23 protein-coding genes are annotated in these 21,060 nt (G+C 61.2%); 22 read left to right on the top strand and 1 reads right to left on the bottom strand.

Annotated elements, in window-relative coordinates; genetic code table 11:
- Nucleotides 1-66: 66 nt before the first annotated feature.
- The 3 genes from ACP151_RS00930 to ACP151_RS00920 all read left to right on the top strand — a co-directional run bounded on the left by ACP151_RS00930 (nucleotide 67) and on the right by ACP151_RS00920 (nucleotide 3,365).
- Nucleotides 67-729, top strand: a complete 663-nt coding sequence (locus ACP151_RS00930; protein WP_424976944.1) for an HAD-IA family hydrolase — start codon at nucleotides 67-69, stop codon at nucleotides 727-729.
- A gap of 79 nt (nucleotides 730-808) precedes the next feature.
- A complete protein-coding gene (locus ACP151_RS00925) occupies nucleotides 809-2,002 on the top strand; it encodes a DegT/DnrJ/EryC1/StrS family aminotransferase (protein ID WP_424976943.1) in 1,194 nt (397 codons plus the stop codon).
- A 202-nt stretch (nucleotides 2,003-2,204) separates the two neighbouring features.
- Complete coding sequence (locus tag ACP151_RS00920; protein WP_424976942.1) at nucleotides 2,205-3,365, top strand: isovaleryl-CoA dehydrogenase; 1,161 nt, start codon at nucleotides 2,205-2,207, stop codon at nucleotides 3,363-3,365.
- A 95-nt stretch (nucleotides 3,366-3,460) separates the two neighbouring features.
- Here the strand turns inward: ACP151_RS00920 and ACP151_RS00915 are convergent, their stop codons facing one another.
- Nucleotides 3,461-3,676, bottom strand: coding sequence for a hypothetical protein (locus tag ACP151_RS00915; protein WP_424976941.1), 216 nt, complete (start codon nucleotides 3,674-3,676; stop codon nucleotides 3,461-3,463).
- Nucleotides 3,677-3,824: 148 nt separating this feature from the next.
- Between ACP151_RS00915 and ACP151_RS00910 the strand changes: the two genes are divergently transcribed.
- From ACP151_RS00910 to ACP151_RS00820, 19 genes are all read left to right on the top strand, one after another.
- Nucleotides 3,825-5,351, top strand: coding sequence for an AMP-binding protein (locus tag ACP151_RS00910; protein WP_424976940.1), 1,527 nt, complete (start codon nucleotides 3,825-3,827; stop codon nucleotides 5,349-5,351).
- Nucleotides 5,352-5,427: 76 nt separating this feature from the next.
- Nucleotides 5,428-7,032, top strand: coding sequence for a carboxyl transferase domain-containing protein (locus ACP151_RS00905; RefSeq protein WP_424976939.1), 1,605 nt, complete (start codon nucleotides 5,428-5,430; stop codon nucleotides 7,030-7,032).
- 9 nt (nucleotides 7,033-7,041) lie between these two features.
- Nucleotides 7,042-8,979, top strand: a complete 1,938-nt coding sequence (locus ACP151_RS00900) for an acetyl/propionyl/methylcrotonyl-CoA carboxylase subunit alpha (RefSeq protein WP_424976937.1) — start codon at nucleotides 7,042-7,044, stop codon at nucleotides 8,977-8,979.
- Between the two features lie 66 nt (nucleotides 8,980-9,045).
- Nucleotides 9,046-9,900, top strand: coding sequence for a hydroxymethylglutaryl-CoA lyase (locus ACP151_RS00895; protein ID WP_424976936.1), 855 nt, complete (start codon nucleotides 9,046-9,048; stop codon nucleotides 9,898-9,900).
- Nucleotides 9,901-10,422, top strand: a complete 522-nt coding sequence (locus ACP151_RS00890) for an AAA family ATPase (RefSeq protein WP_424976935.1) — start codon at nucleotides 9,901-9,903, stop codon at nucleotides 10,420-10,422.
- A gap of 3 nt (nucleotides 10,423-10,425) precedes the next feature.
- Entirely contained in the window at nucleotides 10,426-11,208 is a 783-nt protein-coding gene (locus ACP151_RS00885) for a crotonase/enoyl-CoA hydratase family protein (protein WP_424976934.1), read from the top strand.
- A 235-nt stretch (nucleotides 11,209-11,443) separates the two neighbouring features.
- Complete coding sequence (locus tag ACP151_RS00880; protein WP_424976933.1) at nucleotides 11,444-11,809, top strand: NADH-quinone oxidoreductase subunit A; 366 nt, start codon at nucleotides 11,444-11,446, stop codon at nucleotides 11,807-11,809.
- Nucleotides 11,800-12,333 (top strand): NuoB/complex I 20 kDa subunit family protein, encoded by a 534-nt coding sequence (locus ACP151_RS00875; protein ID WP_424976932.1) that lies wholly within the window; start codon nucleotides 11,800-11,802, stop codon nucleotides 12,331-12,333. The genes ACP151_RS00880 and ACP151_RS00875 overlap by 10 nt, the downstream gene beginning before the upstream one ends.
- 15 nt (nucleotides 12,334-12,348) lie before the next feature.
- Complete coding sequence (locus ACP151_RS00870; protein ID WP_424976931.1) at nucleotides 12,349-12,957, top strand: NADH-quinone oxidoreductase subunit C; 609 nt, start codon at nucleotides 12,349-12,351, stop codon at nucleotides 12,955-12,957.
- A gap of 145 nt (nucleotides 12,958-13,102) precedes the next feature.
- Nucleotides 13,103-14,326, top strand: a complete 1,224-nt coding sequence (locus tag ACP151_RS00865; protein ID WP_424977068.1) for an NADH-quinone oxidoreductase subunit D — start codon at nucleotides 13,103-13,105, stop codon at nucleotides 14,324-14,326.
- Nucleotides 14,323-14,634, top strand: coding sequence for a hypothetical protein (locus ACP151_RS00860; RefSeq protein WP_424976930.1), 312 nt, complete (start codon nucleotides 14,323-14,325; stop codon nucleotides 14,632-14,634). Before ACP151_RS00865 ends, ACP151_RS00860 begins: the two co-directional genes overlap by 4 nt.
- Nucleotides 14,634-15,779 carry an NADH-quinone oxidoreductase subunit NuoE gene (gene nuoE, locus ACP151_RS00855; RefSeq protein ID WP_424976929.1) on the top strand — a complete coding sequence of 382 codons (1,146 nt, stop codon included), beginning with the start codon at nucleotides 14,634-14,636 and terminating at the stop codon, nucleotides 15,777-15,779. The genes ACP151_RS00860 and nuoE overlap by 1 nt, the downstream gene beginning before the upstream one ends.
- A gap of 44 nt (nucleotides 15,780-15,823) precedes the next feature.
- Nucleotides 15,824-16,051: a DUF5337 domain-containing protein gene (locus tag ACP151_RS00850; protein WP_424976928.1), complete on the top strand. Its 228-nt coding sequence runs from the start codon at nucleotides 15,824-15,826 to the stop codon at nucleotides 16,049-16,051.
- Nucleotides 16,052-16,057: 6 nt separating this feature from the next.
- Nucleotides 16,058-17,356: an NADH-quinone oxidoreductase subunit NuoF gene (nuoF, locus tag ACP151_RS00845; RefSeq protein ID WP_424976927.1), complete on the top strand. Its 1,299-nt coding sequence runs from the start codon at nucleotides 16,058-16,060 to the stop codon at nucleotides 17,354-17,356.
- A 3-nt stretch (nucleotides 17,357-17,359) separates the two neighbouring features.
- The gene (locus ACP151_RS00840) at nucleotides 17,360-17,776 is read left to right on the top strand and encodes an MAPEG family protein (RefSeq protein WP_424976926.1); all 417 of its coding nucleotides are present in this window, start codon (nucleotides 17,360-17,362) and stop codon (nucleotides 17,774-17,776) included.
- Entirely contained in the window at nucleotides 17,773-18,138 is a 366-nt protein-coding gene (locus ACP151_RS00835) for a hypothetical protein (protein WP_424976925.1), read from the top strand. The genes ACP151_RS00840 and ACP151_RS00835 overlap by 4 nt, the downstream gene beginning before the upstream one ends.
- A 101-nt stretch (nucleotides 18,139-18,239) precedes the next feature.
- A complete protein-coding gene (locus tag ACP151_RS00830) occupies nucleotides 18,240-18,644 on the top strand; it encodes a DUF5333 domain-containing protein (protein ID WP_424976924.1) in 405 nt (134 codons plus the stop codon).
- A gap of 3 nt (nucleotides 18,645-18,647) precedes the next feature.
- Nucleotides 18,648-20,672 carry an NADH-quinone oxidoreductase subunit NuoG gene (nuoG, locus tag ACP151_RS00825; protein WP_424976923.1) on the top strand — a complete coding sequence of 675 codons (2,025 nt, stop codon included), beginning with the start codon at nucleotides 18,648-18,650 and terminating at the stop codon, nucleotides 20,670-20,672.
- Nucleotides 20,669-21,055, top strand: coding sequence for a hypothetical protein (locus ACP151_RS00820; protein ID WP_424976922.1), 387 nt, complete (start codon nucleotides 20,669-20,671; stop codon nucleotides 21,053-21,055). The genes nuoG and ACP151_RS00820 overlap by 4 nt, the downstream gene beginning before the upstream one ends.
- The last annotated feature ends 5 nt before the right edge of the window (nucleotides 21,056-21,060 follow it).

The following is a 21,060-nucleotide window of genomic DNA, read 5'->3' as shown; positions in this document are numbered from 1 at the left end:
AGCACCATCAAACAAGATTGCGGCCTGCAACATGCGGCGGCGAAAATGCGCCGAAAGGGGCGGTATATGCGAACAGTTATCTTCGATCTGGACGGCACGCTGGCAGATACTTCCGGTGATCTTCTGGCGGCTGCCAATGCGTGTTTCCGGCAGATGGGGCTGGGCGATGTGCTGAGCCAGCCGCGAGATGCGGCTGTGTCGCTGCGCGGCGCCCGGATGATGCTGACGCATGGGCTGAAACGTTTGGATCAGTATGATCCGGCGGTGGTGGAGGCCTATTACCCGGTGTTTCTGGACGTCTACCGTGACGCAATCGACCACCACACCGTGCTCTATCCCGGCGCGATGGAGGCTGTCGAGATGCTCAAGACCGCAGGTTTCGGGGTTGGCATCTGCACCAACAAGCCTGAAGGCCTGGCAGAGCAGCTGATGCGCAGCCTGGGTGTGCGGGACGCCTTTGCCTCGCTGGTCGGAGCGGACACGTTGCCGGTGAGCAAACCCAATCCTGAACCGCTGTTCGAGGCCGCCCGCCGCGCCGGCGGCGATCCGGCGCGGACATTGCTTGTGGGCGACAGCGACACCGACCGCAAAACCTCTGCCAATGCCGGTGTGCCCTCTGTGCTGGTGACATTTGGTCCTTCCGGCGAAGACATGGCGGCGTTGAAGCCCGAGGCGTTGCTCAACCGGTTCGAGGATCTTCTGGAAGTCGCCGACCGGCTGATTGCGTGATCTCGCAACTCAGTTTCGGGAATATCGTCTGTCCTGCTTCCCCCTTGACCACTGGCCGCCTGCGGCTCACAAACGCCGCATGAGCGAGACATTTTCCGGGTCTTTCACCCAGCAAGAACCCATTCCCGAAGACGCCATCGAGGCCGCGCTGGCGGTGCTCCGCAGCGGGCGGCTGCACCGATATAACGTGGCAGAAGGCGAAGCGGGCGAAACCGCGCTGCTGGAACAGGAGTTCGCGGCGCAGATCGGCGCAAAATACTGCCTGGCAGTGGCATCGGGTGGCTATGCGCTGGCCACATCTCTGCGCGCGGTCGGGGTGAAACCCGGCGACAAGGTTCTCACAAATGCCTTCACTCTGGCACCGGTGCCGGGGTCCATTGCCTCTGTCGGAGCAGAGCCGGTGTTTGTCGAAGTAACTGAAAACCTGACCATCGATCTGGACGATTTGGCTGCCAAGGCGGATCAGGCCAAGGTGCTGATGCTGTCGCATATGCGCGGTCATCTGTGTGATATGGACCGGTTGATGGAGATTTGCGACGGGGCTGGTATCACCGTGATCGAAGATTGCGCGCATACCATGGGGGCGTCGTGGAATGGGCAGCTTTCAGGCAAGCATGGCGCGGTGGGCTGCTATTCCTGTCAGACCTACAAGCATGTGAACTCAGGCGAAGGCGGTCTGCTGATCACCGATGATGAAGAGATTGCTGCTCGCGCCATCATGATGTCGGGGTCCTACATGCTGTATGGCCGCCATCTGGCTGCGCCAGGCCCGGATGTATTCGAGCGTGTGAAGTACGAGACCCCGAATATCTCTGGCCGCATGGACAATCTGCGCGCGGCGATCCTGCGGCCGCAGCTGCGCGATCTGGGCACCCAGGTGGACCGCTGGAATGAGCGCTACTGCACCATCGAAGAAGGGTTGCGCGGAACGCCTGGCCTGACAGTGGTGGAGCGCCCGGAGCCGGAGGTCTATGTCGGCTCTTCCATCCAGTTTCTGCTCCTGGACTGGTCCGAGGAGGCAGTGCAGGAGGCGGTCCGCCGCTGTGCCGCGCGCGGGGTAGAGCTGAAATGGTTCGGTACGCCGGAACCGGTGGCCTTTACCTCCCGCTATGACAGCTGGCGTTATGCGGACAGCCCGCGGCTGCCGCAAAGCGACCGGGTGCTGGCGGGCATCATCGACATGCGGGTGCCGCTGACGTTCAGCCTGGAAGACTGCGCGCAGATCGCCCGGATCATCCGCGCCGAAGTAGGCGCCGTGTACCAGGGCGCCTAGAGCGTCACTGCATATTCGCTGGCGCAACAGAAAACTGGCCTGTCTCCTACGAATGGAGGCGGGCCTTTTCATGTTTGTCTGTGCAAAACAGAACCGGACGTCACTGTTGCTGGCGGTGCGCTGTGGTTGACGCGAATCGAAGGTTCCCCTAATGAATTGAACAGGTGTTCATATAATCGGCTACGGCTGGAGGAATTGCAGGATGTTCAACGCAAGCATGACTTTTGACCTGGGCGAGGATGTCAACGCGCTGCGCGACATGGTCCACCGCTGGGCGCAGGAGCGCGTCAGGCCGATGGCGCAGGAGATCGACCAGAACAACGAATTCCCGGCTGAGCTGTGGCAGGAGATGGGCGAGCTGGGCCTGCTGGGCATCACCGTGCCAGAAGAATTCGGTGGCGCCGGGATGTCTTATCTGGCGCATACCGTCGCGATCGAGGAAATCGCCCGGGCCAGCGCCTCTGTCTCGCTGTCCTACGGCGCGCATTCGAACCTCTGCGTCAACCAGATCAAGCTCAACGGCAATGCCGCGCAGAAGGCCAAATACCTGCCGCGGTTGCTCTCGGGGGACCATGTTGGGGCTTTGGCAATGTCCGAAGCGGGCGCGGGCTCCGATGTGGTATCGATGAGCCTGCGCGCCGAAAAGCGCAACGATCACTTTCGTCTGAATGGCAACAAATACTGGATCACCAACGGTCCGGATGCTGACACGCTGGTGGTCTATGCCAAGACCGATCCGGAAGCCGGCTCCAAGGGGATCACCGCTTTCCTGATCGAAAAGGAATTCAAGGGATTCTCTACCTCCAAGCATTTCGACAAGCTGGGCATGCGGGGCTCCAACACCGCTGAACTGGTGTTTGAAGACGTGGAGGTGCCGTTCGAGAACATTCTGGGCGAAGAAGGCAAGGGCGTGCGCGTTCTGATGTCCGGTCTGGACTATGAACGCGTGGTGCTGGCAGGCATCGGCACCGGCATCATGGCCGCCTGCATGGATGAAATGATGCCCTATATGAAAGAGCGTAAGCAGTTCGGCCAGCCCATCGGGACCTTCCAGCTGATGCAGGCCAAGATCGCGGATATGTACACGGCAATGAACACTGCCCGCGCCTATGTCTATGAAGTTGCCAAGTCCTGCGACAAAGGCACCGTAACACGCCAGGATGCCGCCGCCTGCTGCCTCTATGCTTCTGAGGTCGCCATGACACAGGCGCATCAGGCGGTGCAGGCCTTTGGCGGCGCGGGTTACCTGTCCGACAACCCGGTGGGCCGGATTTTCCGCGATGCCAAGCTGATGGAAATTGGTGCGGGCACCAGCGAAATCCGCCGGATGTTGATCGGCCGAGAGCTGATGGGCCGCATGTAACACAGAAGCCCCGCGCATCCGATGTGGTTCGCGGGGGGGCAAAGCAGGTCGGCGGCACAGGGCCAGCCGGCGGGCCATTTCCGGATTGTCAGGGATCAGAAGCGGTGCACAAAGGCAGACTTCACGACCAGCGGATCGATCCCGGCGGTGCTGATGGCAGCGCCGTTCAGGGTTGCGTCATCGTCGATATTCATCCAACGGATGTTGATCTGCAGCGCGTCCTTGCCGGAATTCGGGTTCACCTTGCCTGTGCCAACGCCGACAGGTCTGTCGCCTTGTTTCAGCGCAAGCGCAGACAGCATGCGCTTCATGGGCAGCCTCCCCATACATGTGTTCGTCGGCACGAGATGCGCCCAAAAAGGCGCGAAAACCCTGGCTTGAGACAGGGCAAAAATCCATTACCTATTGAAATTGCGTTGGAAAACGCCTTTCAAATTTGCCTTTCAGGAATGTCTATTCATGCATGAAATCTGCAACATCCCGGGGCTTCGCGCAGATGGCAGCTGGAACCTGCCGGAACGGCTGAATATGGCCGCGCAATGCCTGTCGCAGCCGGACGAGGCGCTGGCACTGATCGATATGACCGGTCCTGAGCGCAGGGATATATCCTATGGTGACTTGACCGCGATGACAGACGGGCTGCTGCGCTATCTGCTGACCCGCATCCAGCCGGGCGATCGCGTGGGTGTGCTGCTCAGCCAGTCGCCGTGGTGTGCAGCGGCGCATCTGGCGGTCTGGAAGGCCGGCGGCATATCCGTCCCGCTGTTCAAACTGTTCAAACATGACGCCCTGGCGTCGCGCGCTGGTGACGCCGGAGTGCGCTTTGTTCTGACCGACGCTGAAGGGGCCGGGCTGCTGGGTGATCTGGCAGAGGCGGTGATGGTAGATGCGGCCGGCATCGAAGGCGATCCGATGCCTTTTGCCAATACGGCACCGGAAACACCCGCAGTGCTGATCTATACATCCGGGACCACCGGCAGTCCCAAGGGTGCGCTGCATGGGCATGGGGTGCTGACCGGCCACCTGCCGGGCGTGGCCATCAGCCACGACCATATGGGCCAGCCCGGAGATGTCCTGTGGACTCCGGCGGATTGGGCCTGGATTGGCGGGCTGTTTGATGTGCTGATGCCAGGGCTGGCGCTGGGCGTGCCGGTGGTGGCCGCGCGGCTGGACAAATTCACGCCCGAGGCCTGTGCCGATCTGATTGAACAGGCCGGTGTGCGCAATATTTTCTTCCCGCCAACCGCGCTCAGGATGCTGAAGGCAGCCGGGCAGGGGCTCCGCGGTCTGCGTTCCGTTGCCAGCGGCGGAGAGCCCCTGGGCGCCGAGATGCTCGCCTGGGGCCGGCGGCAGCTGGGCGTGACCATCAACGAATTCTACGGCCAGACCGAGTGCAACATGGTGGCCTCGTCCTGTGCTGCGGATTTTGAGCCGCGTCCGGGCTGCATCGGCAAGGCGGTGCCGGGGCATGACCTGGCGGTGATCGACGAGGCAGGCAACCCGACGGATGCAGAGGGCGACGTCGCCATTCGCCGCGGCTCGGCTTCGATGTTGCTGGAATACTGGAACCGGCCCGAGGCGACGGCGGCCAAGTTCCGAGGGCCGTGGCTGGTGACCGGCGACCGCGGCATCTGGGAGGGCGATTACCTGCGCTTTGTGGGCCGCGAGGATGATGTGATCACCTCGGGCGGCTACCGCATTGGCCCGGCGGAAATTGAAGATTGCCTGCTGACCCATCCGTCCGTGGCGACGGTGGGCGTGGTTGGCAAACCCGATCCCCTGCGCACAGAAATCGTCAAGGCCTATGTGGTGCTGAAAACCGGTTCAGAGGCCTCGGAACAGGACTTGCAGGACTATGTCAAAGAGCGCCTCGCGCATTATTCCTATCCGCGTGAAGTGGCGTTCGTTGAGGCGCTGCCGATGACTGTAACCGGCAAGGTGATCCGCAAGGCGCTGAAGGCGCGGGCCGCTGGGGAAATGGAATGACCCATGGTGTTGCAGGCCCGGCGTACGCTGCCCCAACAGGAAATAAAGATCTCAACCCTATAACGGGAGAGTGGACATGAAACTCACATCCAAGGCGATGCCCTCCTCGGACGGCTTCAAGCAGAACCGCGCCTCACATTTGGACGCGCTGGCGCAGATCAGCGAGGTGGCGGAGGCTGCACGCATGGGCGGCGGCGAAAAGTCCCGCGCCCGGCACGAGTCCCGCGGCAAGATGCTGCCGCGCCGCCGGGTGGCGAACCTCTTGGACCCCGGCTCTCCGTTTTTGGAGATCGGCGCAACTGCCGCGCATGCCATGTATGATGGCGCTGCGCCGTCTGCGGGCGTGATCGCGGGCATCGGCCGGGTGCAGGGGCAGGAGGTCATGGTGGTCTGCAACGATGCCACCGTGAAAGGCGGCACTTATTATCCGATGACGGTGAAGAAACACTTGCGGGCGCAGGAGATTGCCGAGGAAAACCGTCTTCCCTGCATCTATCTGGTGGACTCGGGCGGCGCCAACCTGCCGAACCAGGATGAGGTCTTTCCGGACCGCGATCACTTTGGCCGTATCTTCTACAATCAGGCGCGAATGTCGGCCAAGGGCATTCCGCAGATTGCTGTTGTCATGGGCTCCTGCACTGCGGGCGGCGCCTATGTGCCGGCGATGTCGGATGTCACGATCATCGTGAAGGAGCAGGGAACGATCTTTCTGGCCGGTCCGCCGCTGGTGAAGGCCGCCACGGGTGAGGTGGTCAGCGCCGAGGACCTGGGCGGTGGCGATGTCCACACGCGCCTTTCCGGCGTGGCGGATTATCTGGCCGAGGATGACGCCCATGCGCTGGCGCTGGCGCGGCGTGCGGTGCAGTCGCTGAACATCACCAAGCCGCTGACGGTGAACTGGGCCAACCCCGAGGAACCGGCCTATGACCCTGAGGATATCCTCGGCGTGGTGCCCGGCGATTTGCGCACGCCCTATGACATCCGCGAGGTGATTGCGCGGCTGGTCGACGGCTCCCGCTTTGACGAGTTCAAGCCGCGTTTTGGGGAAACGCTGGTCACTGGCTTTGCCCATCTCAAAGGCTGCCCGATCGGCATCATTGCCAACAACGGCGTGTTGTTCTCGGAAGCCGCCCAGAAAGGTGCGCATTTCGTGGAACTGTGCAGCCAGCGCAAGATCCCGCTGGTGTTCTTGCAGAACATTACCGGATTCATGGTGGGGCGTCGTTACGAAAACGAGGGCATTGCCCGCCACGGCGCCAAGATGGTGACGGCGGTGGCCACCACCAATGTGCCCAAGATCACCATGCTGGTCGGCGGCTCCTTTGGCGCTGGCAATTACGGCATGTCGGGTCGGGCTTATAGCCCGCGCTTTCTGTGGAGCTGGCCGAATTCGCGCATCTCGGTGATGGGGGGCGAGCAGGCGGCGGGTGTTCTGGCGACAGTGAAGCGCGACGCCATCGAACGCCAGGGCGGCAGCTGGAGCATTGAGGAAGAGGCCGAATTCAAACGCCCCACCATCGAGATGTTCGAGGAGCAGAGCCACCCGCTTTATGCCTCGGCGCGTCTTTGGGATGATGGCATTATCGACCCGCGCAAGAGCCGCGACGTGCTGGCGCTGTCGCTGAGTGCTGCCCTGAATGCCCCGATTGAAGAGACGCGCTTTGGCGTGTTCCGGATGTGAGGACTTCTGATGTTTGACAAGATCCTGATTGCCAACCGCGGGGAGATCGCCTGCCGCGTGATGGAAACGGCCCGTGCCATGGGGGTGCGGACGGTGGCGGTATACTCAGATGCGGATGCGGCTTCGCAACATGTGGCGCTGGCGGATGAGGCGGTGCATATCGGCGGCGCGGCCCCGGCACAGTCGTATCTGCTGGGCGACCGTATCATCGGGGCCGCGCAGGCCACCGGCGCGCAGGCCATCCACCCGGGCTATGGCTTTCTGTCCGAGAACCCTGAGTTCGTGGATGCGGTGGAGGCTGCGGGGCTCACTTTTGTCGGCCCTTCGGCGGATGCGATCCGCAAGATGGGGCTGAAAGATGCCGCCAAGACATTGATGGAAGAGGCTGGGGTGCCGGTGGTGCCGGGCTATCACGGGGCCAGCCAGGATCCGGATTTTCTGGCAGGCGAAGCAGAGAAGATCGGTTACCCCGTGCTGATCAAGGCGGTGGCCGGCGGTGGCGGCAAGGGGATGCGGCTTGTTGCAGCGTCCAGCGAGTTCGCGGATGCCCTGAAAAGCGCCCAGGGTGAGGCGACCACTGCCTTTGGCAATCCGGATGTGCTGATCGAGAAATATATCCAGCAGCCGCGTCACATCGAAGTTCAGGTGTTTGGCGACGGTGAAACCGCGGTGCATCTATTTGAACGCGACTGTTCCTTGCAGCGCCGCCATCAGAAGGTGATCGAGGAAGCGCCGGCGCCGGGCATGACGGCAGAAGTACGCGAGGCTATGGGTCAGGCCGGTGTGCGCGCGGCTGAGGCTATCGGTTACAAGGGCGCAGGTACGGTGGAATTCATCGTCGACGGCTCTGGCGGGCTGCGTCCCGATGGGTTCTGGTTCATGGAAATGAACACCCGCCTGCAGGTCGAGCACCCGGTAACGGAGCTGATCACCGGCGTTGATCTGGTAGAATGGCAGCTGCGCGTTGCCTCGGGGGAGCGGCTGCCTGCCAGGCAGGAAGATCTTACTATCACCGGTCATGCGTTTGAGGCGCGCCTTTATGCAGAAGACGTGCCAAAGGGCTTTTTGCCCGCAACGGGTCGGCTGACCCATCTGTCCTTTCCGGCCGTGGCCCGCGCCGACAGCGGTGTACGGGCAGGGGACACCATCAGCCCCTGGTATGACCCGATGATTGCCAAGGTGATCGTGCATGGTTCTACTCGCAAGGTGGCGCTGTCGCGGCTGGCGCGTGCATTGGCGGACACGCAAGTCGGCGGTACTGTCACCAACCTGGCTTTCCTTGGCGCGTTGGCGGCGCACAGCGGGTTTGCAGACGGCGACGTGGATACCGGCCTGATTGCGCGCGATCTGGACGCGCTGACCACGGCACCGGCGGTTGAATTACGCCACAGGGCGGCAGCAGGCATGGTGGCGCTCAACCTGCTGGAGCCTGCGCCTGAGGTCGGCTTCACTCTCTGGGCGTCCTTGCGTCGGGCTGTCACATTGTCCCATGCGGGTGAAGAATTCACTGCCGAAGTGCAGGTGGATGGGGCGGACCGACAGCTGTGGAGCGTTGGTGGTGAAACTGTTGTGGCCGAGCGAAGCCAAGGCCAATGGCGCATTGGTGGGCGCCGGATGCCTGCGGTGTCGCAGTCAGGATCGCTGATCACTGTGCATGATGCCTATGGTCTGGAGTTCACCGCAGTTGACCCGCTGGACCGCGACGCGGTGGCGGGCGGCGACGGCAATGTCATCGAGGCGCCGATGCCGGGGCTGGTGAAGGCGGTTTTCGCCGTGGCGGGCCAGGCTGTGCAGGAAGGCGACCGGCTTGCCATTCTGGAAGCAATGAAGATGGAACACGCGCTGCTGGCGGCCCGCGATGGCGTGGTGGCTGAGGTCCTGGCGGCTGACGGCGATCAGGTTGAGGCCGGTGCGGCGCTGGTGCGGCTGGAAGTGGGTGACGGCTGACCGCGCGCCCGCGGCAGCTGTCCGAATTTGGGTATTTGGGACCAGAAAGAAGCAGGAGGTGCCGCCATGGGTGAGCGTGCCGAGATTTTCGAAGTGGGCCCGCGCGACGGGCTGCAGAATGAGAAACGCGAGATTCCGGTGGCGGAAAAGGTGGCGCTGGCCAATTGCCTGAGCCGCGCAGGGTTCAAGCGCATCGAGGTTGCCAGTTTCGTGTCGCCAAAATGGGTGCCGCAGATGGCGGGCAGCGCAGAGGTGCTGGCGGGTATCTCTCGTGCTTCCGGGGTGCGCTATGCGGCCCTGACCCCCAATTTGCGCGGCTATGAAGAGGCGGTGGCTGCCAAGGCGGATGAGATCGCGGTCTTTGCCTCTGCGTCCGAAGGGTTTTCCAAAGCCAACATCAATGCCACCATCGAAGAAAGCATAGCCCGCTTTTTGCCCATTCTTGACGAAGCCAGGAAAATCGGGCTGCCAGTCCGGGGCTATGTCTCCTGCGTCGTTGACTGCCCCTATGACGGGGTCACGCGGCCCCAGCAGGTGGCGGAGGTGGCTGAACGGCTGTTCTCGCTCGGATGTTACGAGATCTCGCTGGGTGATACCATTGGTCAGGGCACCCCGGAGGCGATCACAGCGATGCTCAGGGCAGTGAGCGCGCGCGTGCCTGCGGGAAGGTTGGCAGGCCATTATCATGACACGGCGGGTCGGGCGCTGGACAATATCGAAGCGTCGCTGGCGCAGGGCGTGCGGGTATTCGATGCGGCCGTTGGCGGCTTGGGCGGTTGCCCCTATGCGCCGGGTGCTGCAGGCAATGTGGCAACGGAAGCAGTGCACAGGCGCCTGACCGACCTGGGCTATGACACAGGGCTGGATGCAGAAGTGCTGGAGGAAGCCGCAGCACTGGCCCGGTCGATGCGGACGGACTAAATGCCGGTGCTGATGTGTTTCTCAGGTTTGCCAGGTGTGGGTAAATCCACCATTGCAAGGCGGTTGGCCCAAGAAAGCGGTGCGTTGTGGCTTTGGATTGATGAGATAGAGACAGCTATGCGTGCGTCGCATATGCGTACCGATGACTTGGCTGACGGTGGTTATGCGGCCGCTCAGGCGGTTGCGCGCGGCGTTTTGCGGCAAGGCTATAATGTGATCGCGGATTGCGTGAACCCAATCGTCTTAACGCGTAAGGCTTGGGAGCAAGTCTCCTCTGATACTGGTGCGCGGCATTTGAACGTCGAGTTTGTTTGCTCGGATATGGAGGAGCACCAGCGGCGCGTTAAGCAGCGTTCAGTAAGCGCACCTGGATGCGAAAGTTCGGAATGGGAAGCGATCCTGCAGAGAGACTACACACCGATGACAGAGGCTGAAATCCGGATCGACACAGCCGTTACAAGTGCTGAACAGGCGGTTTTTCAGCTTTGTGCCGCGATCCGAGTCCATGATCAGGAGAGTTAGAAGATGTTCGAGACGATCACTTTGGGCACCGATGGCCGCGGCGTCTGCACCCTGACCCTGAGTAGGGCAGAAAAGCACAACGCCATGTCCCGCCAGATGCTGCTGGAGCTGACGCAGGCGGCCCAGCAGCTGGCGCAGGATGACAGCATCCGCGTGGTGGTGCTGACCGGTGCAGGCAAGAGTTTCTGCGCGGGTGGCGATCTTGCCTGGATGCGGGCGCAAATGGATGCAGATCCCGAAACCCGGGCGCGCGAGGCGCGGGTGCTGGCGGATATGCTGATGGCGCTCAATACGCTACCCAAGCCCTTGATCGGAGCGGTGCAGGGCAATGCCTTTGGTGGTGGAGTTGGCTTGGCGTCGGTCTGCGACGTGGCCATAGGTGCGGATCATTTGAAGATGGGCCTGACCGAAACCAGGCTGGGACTGATTCCCGCCACCATCGGGCCATATGTCATTGCCCGCATGGGGGAGGCCAGGGCGCGCCGTGTATTCATGTCGGCCCGTCTGTTCGGTGCGGCAGAGGCCCTGGAACTGGGGCTGCTGGCCAGGGCCGTAGCCTCGGATCAGCTGGCTGAGGCGGTTGAGGCAGAGGTTGCCCCCTATCTGAGCTGCGCCCCGGGTGCGGTTGCTGCTGCCAAGAAGCTGGCCCGCGATCTGGGTCCGCAGCTGGATGACCGCGTGATTGACCATACAATCAAGGCGCTTGTGGAGCGCTGGGAAGGGCCGGAGGCGGTGGAAGGGATCGCCGCATTCTTTGAAAAACGCAAACCCAGCTGGCACGGCTGAAAAGCTGCATATTTGACTTGTGTTTAACGAGCGGCAGCACCTTTACGTGTTGCCGCTTTTCTTATGAATTCACTAAGAAATTACATGCATGTTGCGGCTGTGCTGTTTCCTGTCACAAACCCTTGTTGATTAACCTTGCTTTAGTTGACGCTGTGGGGGCGGAGGGGTATGCACGGATCAAATCAACACGCCAATTGACGCCGCGCGGAATTCCGCCCGGGGAAAGGAGCTGCTCTTGGAAGAGATGTTGAGGGAATACCTGCCGATCCTGGTCTTCCTGGCCGTTGCGACAGGTTTGGGGGCAGTCCTGATCCTGGCAGCCGTCGTGCTGGCGGTCCGAAACCCGGACCCGGAAAAGGTCAGCGCCTATGAATGCGGGTTCAATGCTTTTGACGATGCCCGCATGAAATTTGATGTCCGTTTCTATCTGGTGTCGATTCTCTTCATCATTTTCGACCTGGAAATCGCTTTCCTGTTTCCCTGGGCCGTCGGTTTCAAGGACATCAGCGACCTCGGCTTCTGGTCGATGATGGTGTTTCTGGGCGTGCTGACCATCGGATTCGCCTATGAATGGAAGAAAGGGGCCCTGGAATGGCAGTGATGACCGGACCCAATGCGGCGGGCGTGGACAAGGAAGTTGTCACCCGGGCCATCAACGCCGAGCTTCAGGACAAAGGGTTCCTGCTCACCTCGGCTGAGGATATCATCAACTGGGCACGTACTGGCTCCTTGCACTGGATGACCTTTGGTCTGGCCTGCTGCGCGGTTGAGATGATGCATACGTCGATGCCGCGCTATGACGCGGAACGTTTCGGCATTGCGCCGCGTGCCTCGCCGCGCCAGTCGGACGTGATGATTGTGGCGGGCACGCTGACCAACAAGATGGCGCCGGCTCTGCGCAAGGTCTACGACCAGATGCCCGAGCCGCGCTATGTGATCTCGATGGGTTCCTGCGCCAACGGCGGCGGGTATTATCATTACAGCTATTCTGTGGTGCGCGGCTGCGACCGGGTTGTGCCGGTTGATGTCTATGTGCCCGGCTGCCCGCCGACGGCAGAGGCGTTGCTGTACGGCCTGATGCAACTGCAGCGCAAGATCCGCCGCACCGGCACCCTTGTTCGATAAGGCGGGAGAGAGCAGATGACAGAAGCATTGCAAGAACTCGGCGCCCAGATCGAAGCCAAACGCCCCGATTGCGTGGTGGCCTGGGATGTGGCTTTTGATGAGCTGAACATCGACGTCACACCCTCGAACATCGCCGGCCTGGCGGAGTTCCTGAAGTCGGACCCCAACTGCAAGTTCTCCACTCTGGTGGACATCACTGCGGTGGACTATCCCGAGCGTGGCAAGCGGTTCGACGTCGTCTACCACTTTCTGTCGATGTACAGAAATCAGCGCATCCGTCTGCGCGCCGCCATCCGCGAGGATGAGATGGTGCCGTCGATCGTATCTGTGCATCCCTCGGCCAATTGGTTCGAGCGTGAGGTTTACGACATGTTCGGTATTCTGTTTTCGGGCCATCCGGACCTGCGCCGTCTGCTGACCGACTATGGCTTTCGCGGCTATCCCTTGCGCAAGGATTTCCCGACCACCGGCTACACCGAGGTCCGCTATGACGAGGCGCAAAAGCGTGTGGTCTATGAGCCGGTGAAGCTGGTGCAGGAATACCGTCAGTTCGATTTCATGTCGCCATGGGAAGGGGCCGAATATATCCTGCCGGGCGACGAGAAGAAGGAGGGCGCAAACTGATGTGGTTTGAACCTCTGGCCGAAGTGGGAACCTTGCTGGTTGGCTGCGCGGCCATGCTGGGCGCGGCTGTGCCGCTTCTAAAAAAACCTGTGCCTTTCCTAAATAAAGGAATTGACACGAACACTCGCAGTGGAGGTCGCAAATGATGGACGGCTCCAAATTTGACGACGGCAGCGTGGATGCGCTGAGCGGCGAGCAGAAGATCCGCAATTTCAACATCAACTTCGGCCCGCAGCATCCTGCGGCGCACGGGGTTCTGCGTCTGGTGCTGGAATTGGACGGCGAAGTGGTTGAGCGTTGCGATCCACATATCGGCCTTCTGCACCGCGGCACCGAAAAACTGATGGAAAGCCGCACCTACCTGCAGAACCTGCCGTATTTCGACCGCCTGGATTACGTAGCGCCGATGAACCAGGAACATGCCTGGTGCCTGGCCATCGAAAAACTGACCGGCACCGAGGTGCCGCGCCGTGGCCAGCTGATCCGGGTGCTTTACTCGGAAATCGGCCGGGTACTGAACCACCTCTTGAACGTTACCACGCAGGCGATGGACGTCGGCGCGCTGACCCCGCCGCTGTGGGGCTTTGAAGAGCGTGAAAAGCTGATGGTCTTCTACGAGCGAGCCTGTGGCGCGCGTCTGCATGCAGCCTATTTCCGCCCCGGCGGCGTGCATCAGGATCTGCCGGACGATCTGCTGGACGATATCGATCTTTGGGCGATGGAATTCCCCAAGGTTCTGGATGATATCGACGGTCTCTTGACCGAAAACCGCATCTTCAAGCAGCGCAACTGCGACATTGGTGTGGTGACCGAGGAAGAGATCCAGCAATACGGCTTCTCTGGCGTCATGGTGCGCGGCTCCGGCCTGGCATGGGATCTGCGCCGCGCGCAGCCTTATGAATGCTATGACGAGTTCGAGTTTCAAGTGCCCGTCGGCAAAAACGGCGACTGCTACGACCGCTACCTCTGCCGCATGGAAGAGATGCGCCAGTCGACTTCGATCATCCGTCAGGCGATTGGCAAACTGCGTGAAGCCACCGGCGACGTGATGGCGCGCGGGAAACTGTCCCCGCCCAAGCGCGGCGACATGAAAACCTCGATGGAAAGCCTGATCCACCATTTCAAGCTCTACACCGAAGGGTTCCACGTCCCGGCCGGCGAGGTCTACGCTGCCGTCGAAGCCCCCAAGGGCGAGTTTGGCGTCTATCTGGTGGCGGATGGGTCCAACAAACCCTACCGCTCCAAGATCCGCGCGCCGGGCTTTTTGCACCTGCAGGCAATGGACCACGTTGCTAAGGGCCACCAGCTGGCCGACGTCGCCGCCATCATCGGCACCATGGACGTTGTGTTCGGGGAGATTGACCGGTGAGGCTGGTTGGCGCGCTTCTTCTGTCAATGCTTGCTTCAACTGCTTCCTCTCAGGAAGTGGAAGGTCAAGGTGATGCTGAGGGCGTAGCCCAGTATGTTGTGGAAGCGGCTACGTCACCGGAATTCCAAGAGTTTCATTGCCGCGGCTTGCTGGATCGAGCTGAGATGGAAGTGGCTCGTGTTTTGAACGACTTAGACTACAGTTTGGTGCTTTCCGCCCGCGGAAAAGGCGGTGCCATTGGCAATGTTGAATGCCATCTCTCTTCGTCGAGAACGGTAACTAAAACCTATGAAGGTGTGAAAGACTGATGCTTCGCAGACTGCACCACGAACAACCCGACAGCTTTGCCTTCACCCCGGCCAACCAGGCCTGGGCTGAGGCGCAGATCACCAAGTATCCTGAGGGCCGCCAGGCCTCCGCGGTCATTCCGCTGCTCTGGCGCGCGCAGGAGCAGGAAGGCTGGGTCACCAAACCCGCGATTGAGCACATCGCCGATATGCTCGGCATGGCCTATATCCGGGTGCTGGAGGTTTGCTCCTTCTACTTCATGTTCCAGATGCAGCCGACCGGGTCTGTTGCCAATATCCAGATCTGCGGCACGACCTCCTGCATGATCTGCGGCGCCGAGGATCTGGTGGCGGTCTGCCAGGAAAAGATCGCCGAGAAGCCGCACACCCTGTCTGCAGACGGCAAGTTCACCTGGGAAGAGGTCGAGTGTCTGGGCGCCTGTACCAACGCCCCGATGGCACAGATCGGCAAGGATTATTACGAGGATCTGACTGTCGAGAGCTTCACCAAGCTGCTGGACGATCTGGCTGCGGGCAAGGACGTGATCCCAGGCCCGCAGAACGGCCGTTACGCGGCAGAGCCGAAGTCCGGCCTCACCTCGTTGACCGAGTTCGACAGCGGCAAGACCCAGTACAATGCTTCTGTGCAGCTGGCGACGGATATCAAAGATGGCGTCAAACGCATTCAGGGTGACGAAGTCCCGCTGCTGACCCCCTGGGTTGGCAAGGACGGCGTTGTGGCTGGCCGCGCCGCCGCAGATGCACCGCCAAAAGCGCCCGAAGCGCCGAAGCCTGCGGTGAAACAGGCAGCAGAAGCCAAGGCCGCCAAGCCGACGGCAAAAGAGGCCGAAGCGCCTGCGGCTGAAGAAAACGAGCCCGAAGTGCTGAAGGAGGCCCGCGGCGGCCTGCCGGATGACCTGAAACTGCTGAAGGGCGTTGGACCCAAGCTGGAGCAGACCCTGAACGAGCTGGGTTTCTTCCACTTTGATCAGATCGCCGACTGGACCGAGGCCGAAGTGGCCTGGGTTGACGCACGGCTCAAGTTCAAGGGCCGGATCGAACGCGACGGCTGGATAGAGCAGGCCAAGCGCCTGCAGGTCGGCGATGAAACCGAATTCGCCAAACGTGCCAAAGAAGACGGCATCTACGAAGACGACGCAGAATAATTGGCAGCGGCCCATCGGGGCCGCAGCAGGGTGATAGGGAACAGATGAGCAAGGAACAGGACCAAGCCATCGCAGCAAAGGGGCGGCACATCGCATTGGTGATTGCCGGGACCATTTCGCTGTGGATCGTTGTCTCGCTGTTCATCGGCCCCATGCTAGGGCTGCCAGGGCGCTATGCGCTGCTGTTCGACTTTGCCGCGCTGGCAGGCATGATCTATGCCCTGGTCAACATATTTCAACTCTGGCGCATGCGCCAAAACAGCCAAAGGTAGGCACACATGCTGAAGGATCAGGACCGGATCTTTACCAACCTCTACGGCATGCACGAACGTAACTTGGCGGGCGCCAAGGCGCGCGGCCATTGGGACGGCACCGCAGGGCTGATCCAAAAGGGGCGCGACTGGGTCATTCAGACAATGAAGGACAGCGGGTTGCGTGGCCGGGGTGGCGCGGGTTTCCCGACCGGCCTGAAATGGTCCTTTATGCCCAAGGAAAGCGACGGCCGCCCGGCCTACCTGGTGATCAACGCGGATGAATCCGAACCCGGTACCTGCAAGGATCGGGAAATCATGCGCCATGATCCGCATACGCTGATCGAGGGCGCGCTGATCGCCTCTTTCGCGATGAATGCGCATACCTGCTACATCTATCTGCGCGGCGAATACATCCGCGAGCGCGAAGCGCTGCAGGCCGCTATCGACGAATGCTATGACAAAGGCCTGCTGGGCAAAAACGCGGCTGGCTCTGGCTGGGACTTCGACGTTTTCCTGCACCACGGGGCAGGGGCCTATATCTGCGGCGAGGAAACCGCTCTGATTGAAAGCCTTGAAGGCAAAAAGGGCATGCCCCGGATGAAACCACCGTTCCCGGCGGGCGCGGGCCTTTATGGTTGCCCGACCACGGTGAACAACGTGGAGAGTATCGCGGTTGTTCCGACCATCCTGCGCCGCGGCGCCGACTGGTTCGCCTCTTTCGGACGGCAGAACAACGCAGGCACCAAGCTGTTTGCGATTTCTGGCCACGTGAACAACCCCTGTGTTGTCGAAGAAGCCATGTCGATTGGCTTTGAGGAGCTGATCGAGAAACATTGTGGCGGCATCCGCGGCGGCTGGGACAACCTGCTGGCGGTGATCCCCGGCGGCTCCTCCGTTCCATGTGTGCGGGGCGAGAACATGCGCGACGCGATCATGGATTTCGATTATCTGCGCGGTGAACTGGGCTCTGGCCTTGGTACCGCTGCTGTCATCGTGATGGACAAGCAGACCGACATCATCAAGGCGATCTGGCGCCTGTCTAAATTCTACAAGCACGAGTCTTGCGGCCAGTGCACCCCCTGCCGCGAAGGCACCGGCTGGATGATGCGCGTGATGGATCGTCTGGTGAAGGGCGAGGCCGAGCTGGAAGAGATCGACATGCTGTGGGACGTGACCAAACAGGTCGAAGGTCACACCATCTGCGCCCTTGGCGATGCAGCTGCCTGGCCGATCCAGGGCCTGATCAAAAACTTCCGTGAAGAGATTGAAGACCGTATCAAGGCTCAGAAGACGGGCCGTATGGGTGCGATGGCGGCGGAGTGAATGATGGAAAGTTTTGCAGAATATTCCCATGCGTTGGCTGCGCTGGCGATCTTTACGCTGATCACCTTGGCGCTGTCGCCGCTCTCGGCGTTTGCGAAACAGAAGGCAGGACATGTTCCGGGCGCCACGCCGCAGGACGATTATGCGGATCAGGCTTACCGCCTGAACCGCGCCTATCTGAATGCTTGCGAGACACTGCCTGCTTTTCTGACAGTGACACTTGTTGCGGTTTTGGCAGGGGCGGCGCCGTTCTGGGTGAATCTGCTGGCCTCACTGGCGCTGGCCGCGCGGATCATCATGGTTTTCATCCATATCAAGGGCATTGGCAAATCGCATAGCGGGCCGCGCACAGTTTTCTATGTGGCCGGCTGGGCCTGCATGGTTGGTTTGGCGATTCTAGCATCGGCGGCAGTATTTTGAGCATCATTAAGACATATCGGATGGCCGTGCCTGCGGCTTGCCTGGCGGCTTTTGCGCTGGTTTCGGCCTGCGGCAGTTCCGTCACCAACAAAAACCGCGAACTCTATGACGGCGTGCCTTTCAAAGCGAAGGCCAAGCCCATCGACAAGAAGACTGATCCGGCGCTGTTTCAGATTGACATCAAGGGGGCTGAGCGGTCGGCCCAAGGGGCACGCGAAGCAGCGGCCCATGGCGGCACAAAATACTGTGTGACCACCTATGGGTCTTCCGACATCGAATGGGCCAATGACCCGCGCGACGCAGAGACACCGCTGACTATCACCGATGGTCGGGCTGTGTTTCAGGGGACTTGCACGCCGTGAGCGGATGTCCGGCATATCAGGGTCTGAAGGCCCGGCTGCTATTGCATAGCAGCGCCGCGTGCCTGCGCATGGGGGCTTCTAAACTGAAGGAGTCCCATGCCATGCATGCCCTGATTGCCGTTGGTCTGTCCATTTTTGTTGCCGTGCCGGCCGCCGCACTGGCAAAACAGTCGCTGCGCGACGTGAAGGAAATCGAAGACCCGCTGTTTGCCGTCGCCATCGCCAAGGAAGTTGCAGATCACTGTGACGACATTTCCCCGCGCTACCTGAAAGGGCTTGGCGAATTGCGCCGTCTCAAGGCGCGAGCAAATTCGCTTGGCTACTCGGATGCGGACATCCGCGCCTACATCGAGTCTGATGCCGAAAAGGCCCGGATGCGTGCCAAGGGAGAGACACTTCTGGCGCAAAGCGGTGTTGACTACGGCCAACCGGAAACCTTCTGCGCCTATGGCCGCGCGGAAATTGAAAAGAACAGCGCGATCGGCGTGTTACTGAGGGCGAAATAGACCATGTCTGACCTCCGCAAGATCAACATTGACGGAACCGAGATTGAGGTGGACGGGGCAATGACCCTGATCCAGGCCTGTGAGGAGGCCGGTGTCGAGATTCCGCGCTTCTGCTACCACGAGCGGCTGTCGATTGCCGGCAATTGCCGGATGTGCCTGGTAGAGGTTGTTGGCGGCCCGCCGAAACCAGCGGCCTCTTGCGCCATGCAGGTTCGTGACTTGCGCCCCGGCCCCGAAGGCCAGGCACCGCAGGTGAAAACCAACTCGCCGATGGTGAAAAAAGCCCGCGAAGGTGTGATGGAATTCATGCTGATCAACCACCCGCTGGACTGTCCGATCTGCGACCAGGGCGGCGAGTGCGATCTGCAGGATCAGGCGATGGCCTATGGCATCTCCGACAGCCGCTTCAAGGAAGCCAAGCGCGCAGTGGATGATCTGGACCTCGGCCCGCTGGTCTCTACTACCATGACCCGCTGCATTTCCTGCACCCGCTGCGTGCGTTTCACCTCCGAAGTAGCGGGCATCACCCAGATGGGGCAGACCGGTCGCGGTGAAGATGCGGAGATCACCTCCTATCTGAACCAGACGCTGCAATCGAACCTTCAGGGCAATATCATTGACCTCTGCCCGGTGGGTGCGCTGACCTCCAAGCCTTACGCCTTTACTGCCCGCCCGTGGGAGCTGACCAAGACCGAAACCATCGACGTGATGGACGCATTGGGGTCGAACATCCGGGTTGACACCAAGGGGCGCGAAGTGATGCGTATCCTGCCGCGCAACCATGACGGCGTGAACGAGGAATGGATCAGCGACAAGACCCGCTTTGTCTGGGACGGGTTGCGCCGCCAGCGCCTTGACCGCCCCTATGTACGGGTTGATGGCAAGCTGAAGCCTGCCACCTGGCCTGAAGCGCTGTCTGCCGCTGCAACGGCCATGAAGGGCAGGAAAGTTGCGGGTCTGATTGGTGATCTGGCGCCAGTTGAGGCCGCATTTGCCTTGAAACAGCTGGTTGAGGGACTGGGTGGCAAGGTGGAATGCCGCACGGACAACGCCCGCCTGCCGATCGGCAACCGCGCAGGCTATGCCGGCACGGCAAGCATCGACGACCTCGACGACGCCGAGATGATCCTGCTGATCGGCACCAACCCGCGTGACGAGGCACCGGTGCTGAACGCCCGTATCCGCAAGGCCTGGTCCAACGGTGCCGAGGTGGCGCTGATCGGCCCGGCAGCGGATCTGACCTATGACTACTACCACGCCGGCACGGGCCGCGATGCCCTGACCGACATGATCGCCAAAGGTGTTTCGGACGAGACCCGCGACAATAAGAAAACCGTGATCATCCTGGGGCAGGGCGCCTTGCGCGAAGCGGACGGCCTGGCTGTCATGGCAGCCGCGCAGAAAATGGCGGAACTGTCCGGCTCCAAGCTGATGGTCCTGCACACAGCGGCTTCCCGTGTTGGTGCGATGGATGTCGGAGCCGTGACCGAAGGCGGTATGGCAGCGGCCATTGACGGGGCAGAGGTGATCTACAACCTGGGCGCTGACGAAGTTGAAATCGATGCAGGCGCCTTTGTCATCTATCAGGGCAGCCACGGCGACCGGGGCGCACACCGTGCGGATGTGATCCTGCCCGCAGCTGCCTACACTGAGGAAAACGGGCTTTTTGTGAACACCGAAGGCCGCCCGCAGCTGGCCTTGCGGGCAAGCTTTGCGCCGGGCGAGGCCAAGGAAAACTGGGCCATCCTGCGCGCTCTGAGTGCCGAAGTGGACGCCAAGCTGGGGTATGACTCGCTTGCGCAGCTGCGCCAGGCATTGATTGCAGAGGTTCCGCATCTGGCCAAGATCGACGAAGTCGTCGAGAAGACCGGCGAGGCGCTGCAGCAGGATAAGCTCGGAGATGCGGATTTCCTGACTGTAATCAAAGACTTCTACTTGACCAACCCGATTGCTCGCGCGTCGCAGCTGATGGCGGAGCTGTCGGCAGGCGTGAAAACCCGCGAAACCGGAGCCATGGCCGCCGAATGATCCGCCTCGCCCTCATATCCTCCTTACTGCTGGCCGCCTGTGCAATGGCGCCCGGCAGCCAAGGTGAGCGGCCCACCCCGATCTACGAAGGGGTGGAAACCAGCCTGCTGGAGGGCGATCTGGTGCAGTTTCACGTTTCCATGCGCGGACCGCGCACCAAAGGGGACGTCGACCAATATGCGGCTTGTGCCGCTGCACAATACGCGTTGATCCGGGGATACGGGTTTGCGCGCCATGTGCGTACAACATCAAAACAGGATGGGGGCAGCCGGACCGCTGATGCGGTTTACGTGATTTCGCCCTCTCTGCCGAGCGGCCTGCGCACCATCGACGCCGAAGTCGTTGTCGCGGATTGCGAGGTCAACGGAATACCCACGGTGTGAGGACC

Source organism: Leisingera sp. S232, from assembly GCF_049800895.1.
Classification (GTDB): Bacteria; Pseudomonadota; Alphaproteobacteria; order Rhodobacterales; family Rhodobacteraceae; genus Leisingera.
This window is presented reverse-complemented; position numbering and strand designations above follow the sequence as displayed.

Excerpts from the sequence above, each read along its gene's own strand:
- ACP151_RS00870 (WP_424976931.1), top strand. The coding sequence starts at position 12,349 with ATGACAGAAGCATTGCAAGAACTCGGCGCCCAGATCGAAGCCAAACGC.
- ACP151_RS00830 (WP_424976924.1), top strand. The coding sequence starts at position 18,240 with ATGCATGCCCTGATTGCCGTTGGTCTGTCCATTTTTGTTGCCGTGCCG.
- ACP151_RS00895 (WP_424976936.1), top strand. The coding sequence starts at position 9,046 with ATGGGTGAGCGTGCCGAGATTTTCGAAGTGGGCCCGCGCGACGGGCTG.
- ACP151_RS00930 (WP_424976944.1), top strand. The coding sequence starts at position 67 with ATGCGAACAGTTATCTTCGATCTGGACGGCACGCTGGCAGATACTTCC.
- ACP151_RS00920 (WP_424976942.1), top strand. The coding sequence starts at position 2,205 with ATGTTCAACGCAAGCATGACTTTTGACCTGGGCGAGGATGTCAACGCG.
- ACP151_RS00820 (WP_424976922.1), top strand. The coding sequence starts at position 20,669 with ATGATCCGCCTCGCCCTCATATCCTCCTTACTGCTGGCCGCCTGTGCA.
- ACP151_RS00900 (WP_424976937.1), top strand. The coding sequence starts at position 7,042 with ATGTTTGACAAGATCCTGATTGCCAACCGCGGGGAGATCGCCTGCCGC.
- nuoE (WP_424976929.1), top strand. The coding sequence starts at position 14,634 with ATGCTTCGCAGACTGCACCACGAACAACCCGACAGCTTTGCCTTCACC.
- ACP151_RS00875 (WP_424976932.1), top strand. The coding sequence starts at position 11,800 with ATGGCAGTGATGACCGGACCCAATGCGGCGGGCGTGGACAAGGAAGTT.
- ACP151_RS00890 (WP_424976935.1), top strand. The coding sequence starts at position 9,901 with ATGCCGGTGCTGATGTGTTTCTCAGGTTTGCCAGGTGTGGGTAAATCC.
- ACP151_RS00840 (WP_424976926.1), top strand. The coding sequence starts at position 17,360 with ATGGAAAGTTTTGCAGAATATTCCCATGCGTTGGCTGCGCTGGCGATC.
- ACP151_RS00915 (WP_424976941.1), bottom strand. The coding sequence starts at position 3,676 with ATGAAGCGCATGCTGTCTGCGCTTGCGCTGAAACAAGGCGACAGACCT.
- ACP151_RS00865 (WP_424977068.1), top strand. The coding sequence starts at position 13,103 with ATGGACGGCTCCAAATTTGACGACGGCAGCGTGGATGCGCTGAGCGGC.
- ACP151_RS00850 (WP_424976928.1), top strand. The coding sequence starts at position 15,824 with ATGAGCAAGGAACAGGACCAAGCCATCGCAGCAAAGGGGCGGCACATC.
- ACP151_RS00885 (WP_424976934.1), top strand. The coding sequence starts at position 10,426 with ATGTTCGAGACGATCACTTTGGGCACCGATGGCCGCGGCGTCTGCACC.
- ACP151_RS00925 (WP_424976943.1), top strand. The coding sequence starts at position 809 with ATGAGCGAGACATTTTCCGGGTCTTTCACCCAGCAAGAACCCATTCCC.
- nuoG (WP_424976923.1), top strand. The coding sequence starts at position 18,648 with ATGTCTGACCTCCGCAAGATCAACATTGACGGAACCGAGATTGAGGTG.
- ACP151_RS00910 (WP_424976940.1), top strand. The coding sequence starts at position 3,825 with ATGCATGAAATCTGCAACATCCCGGGGCTTCGCGCAGATGGCAGCTGG.
- nuoF (WP_424976927.1), top strand. The coding sequence starts at position 16,058 with ATGCTGAAGGATCAGGACCGGATCTTTACCAACCTCTACGGCATGCAC.
- ACP151_RS00905 (WP_424976939.1), top strand. The coding sequence starts at position 5,428 with ATGAAACTCACATCCAAGGCGATGCCCTCCTCGGACGGCTTCAAGCAG.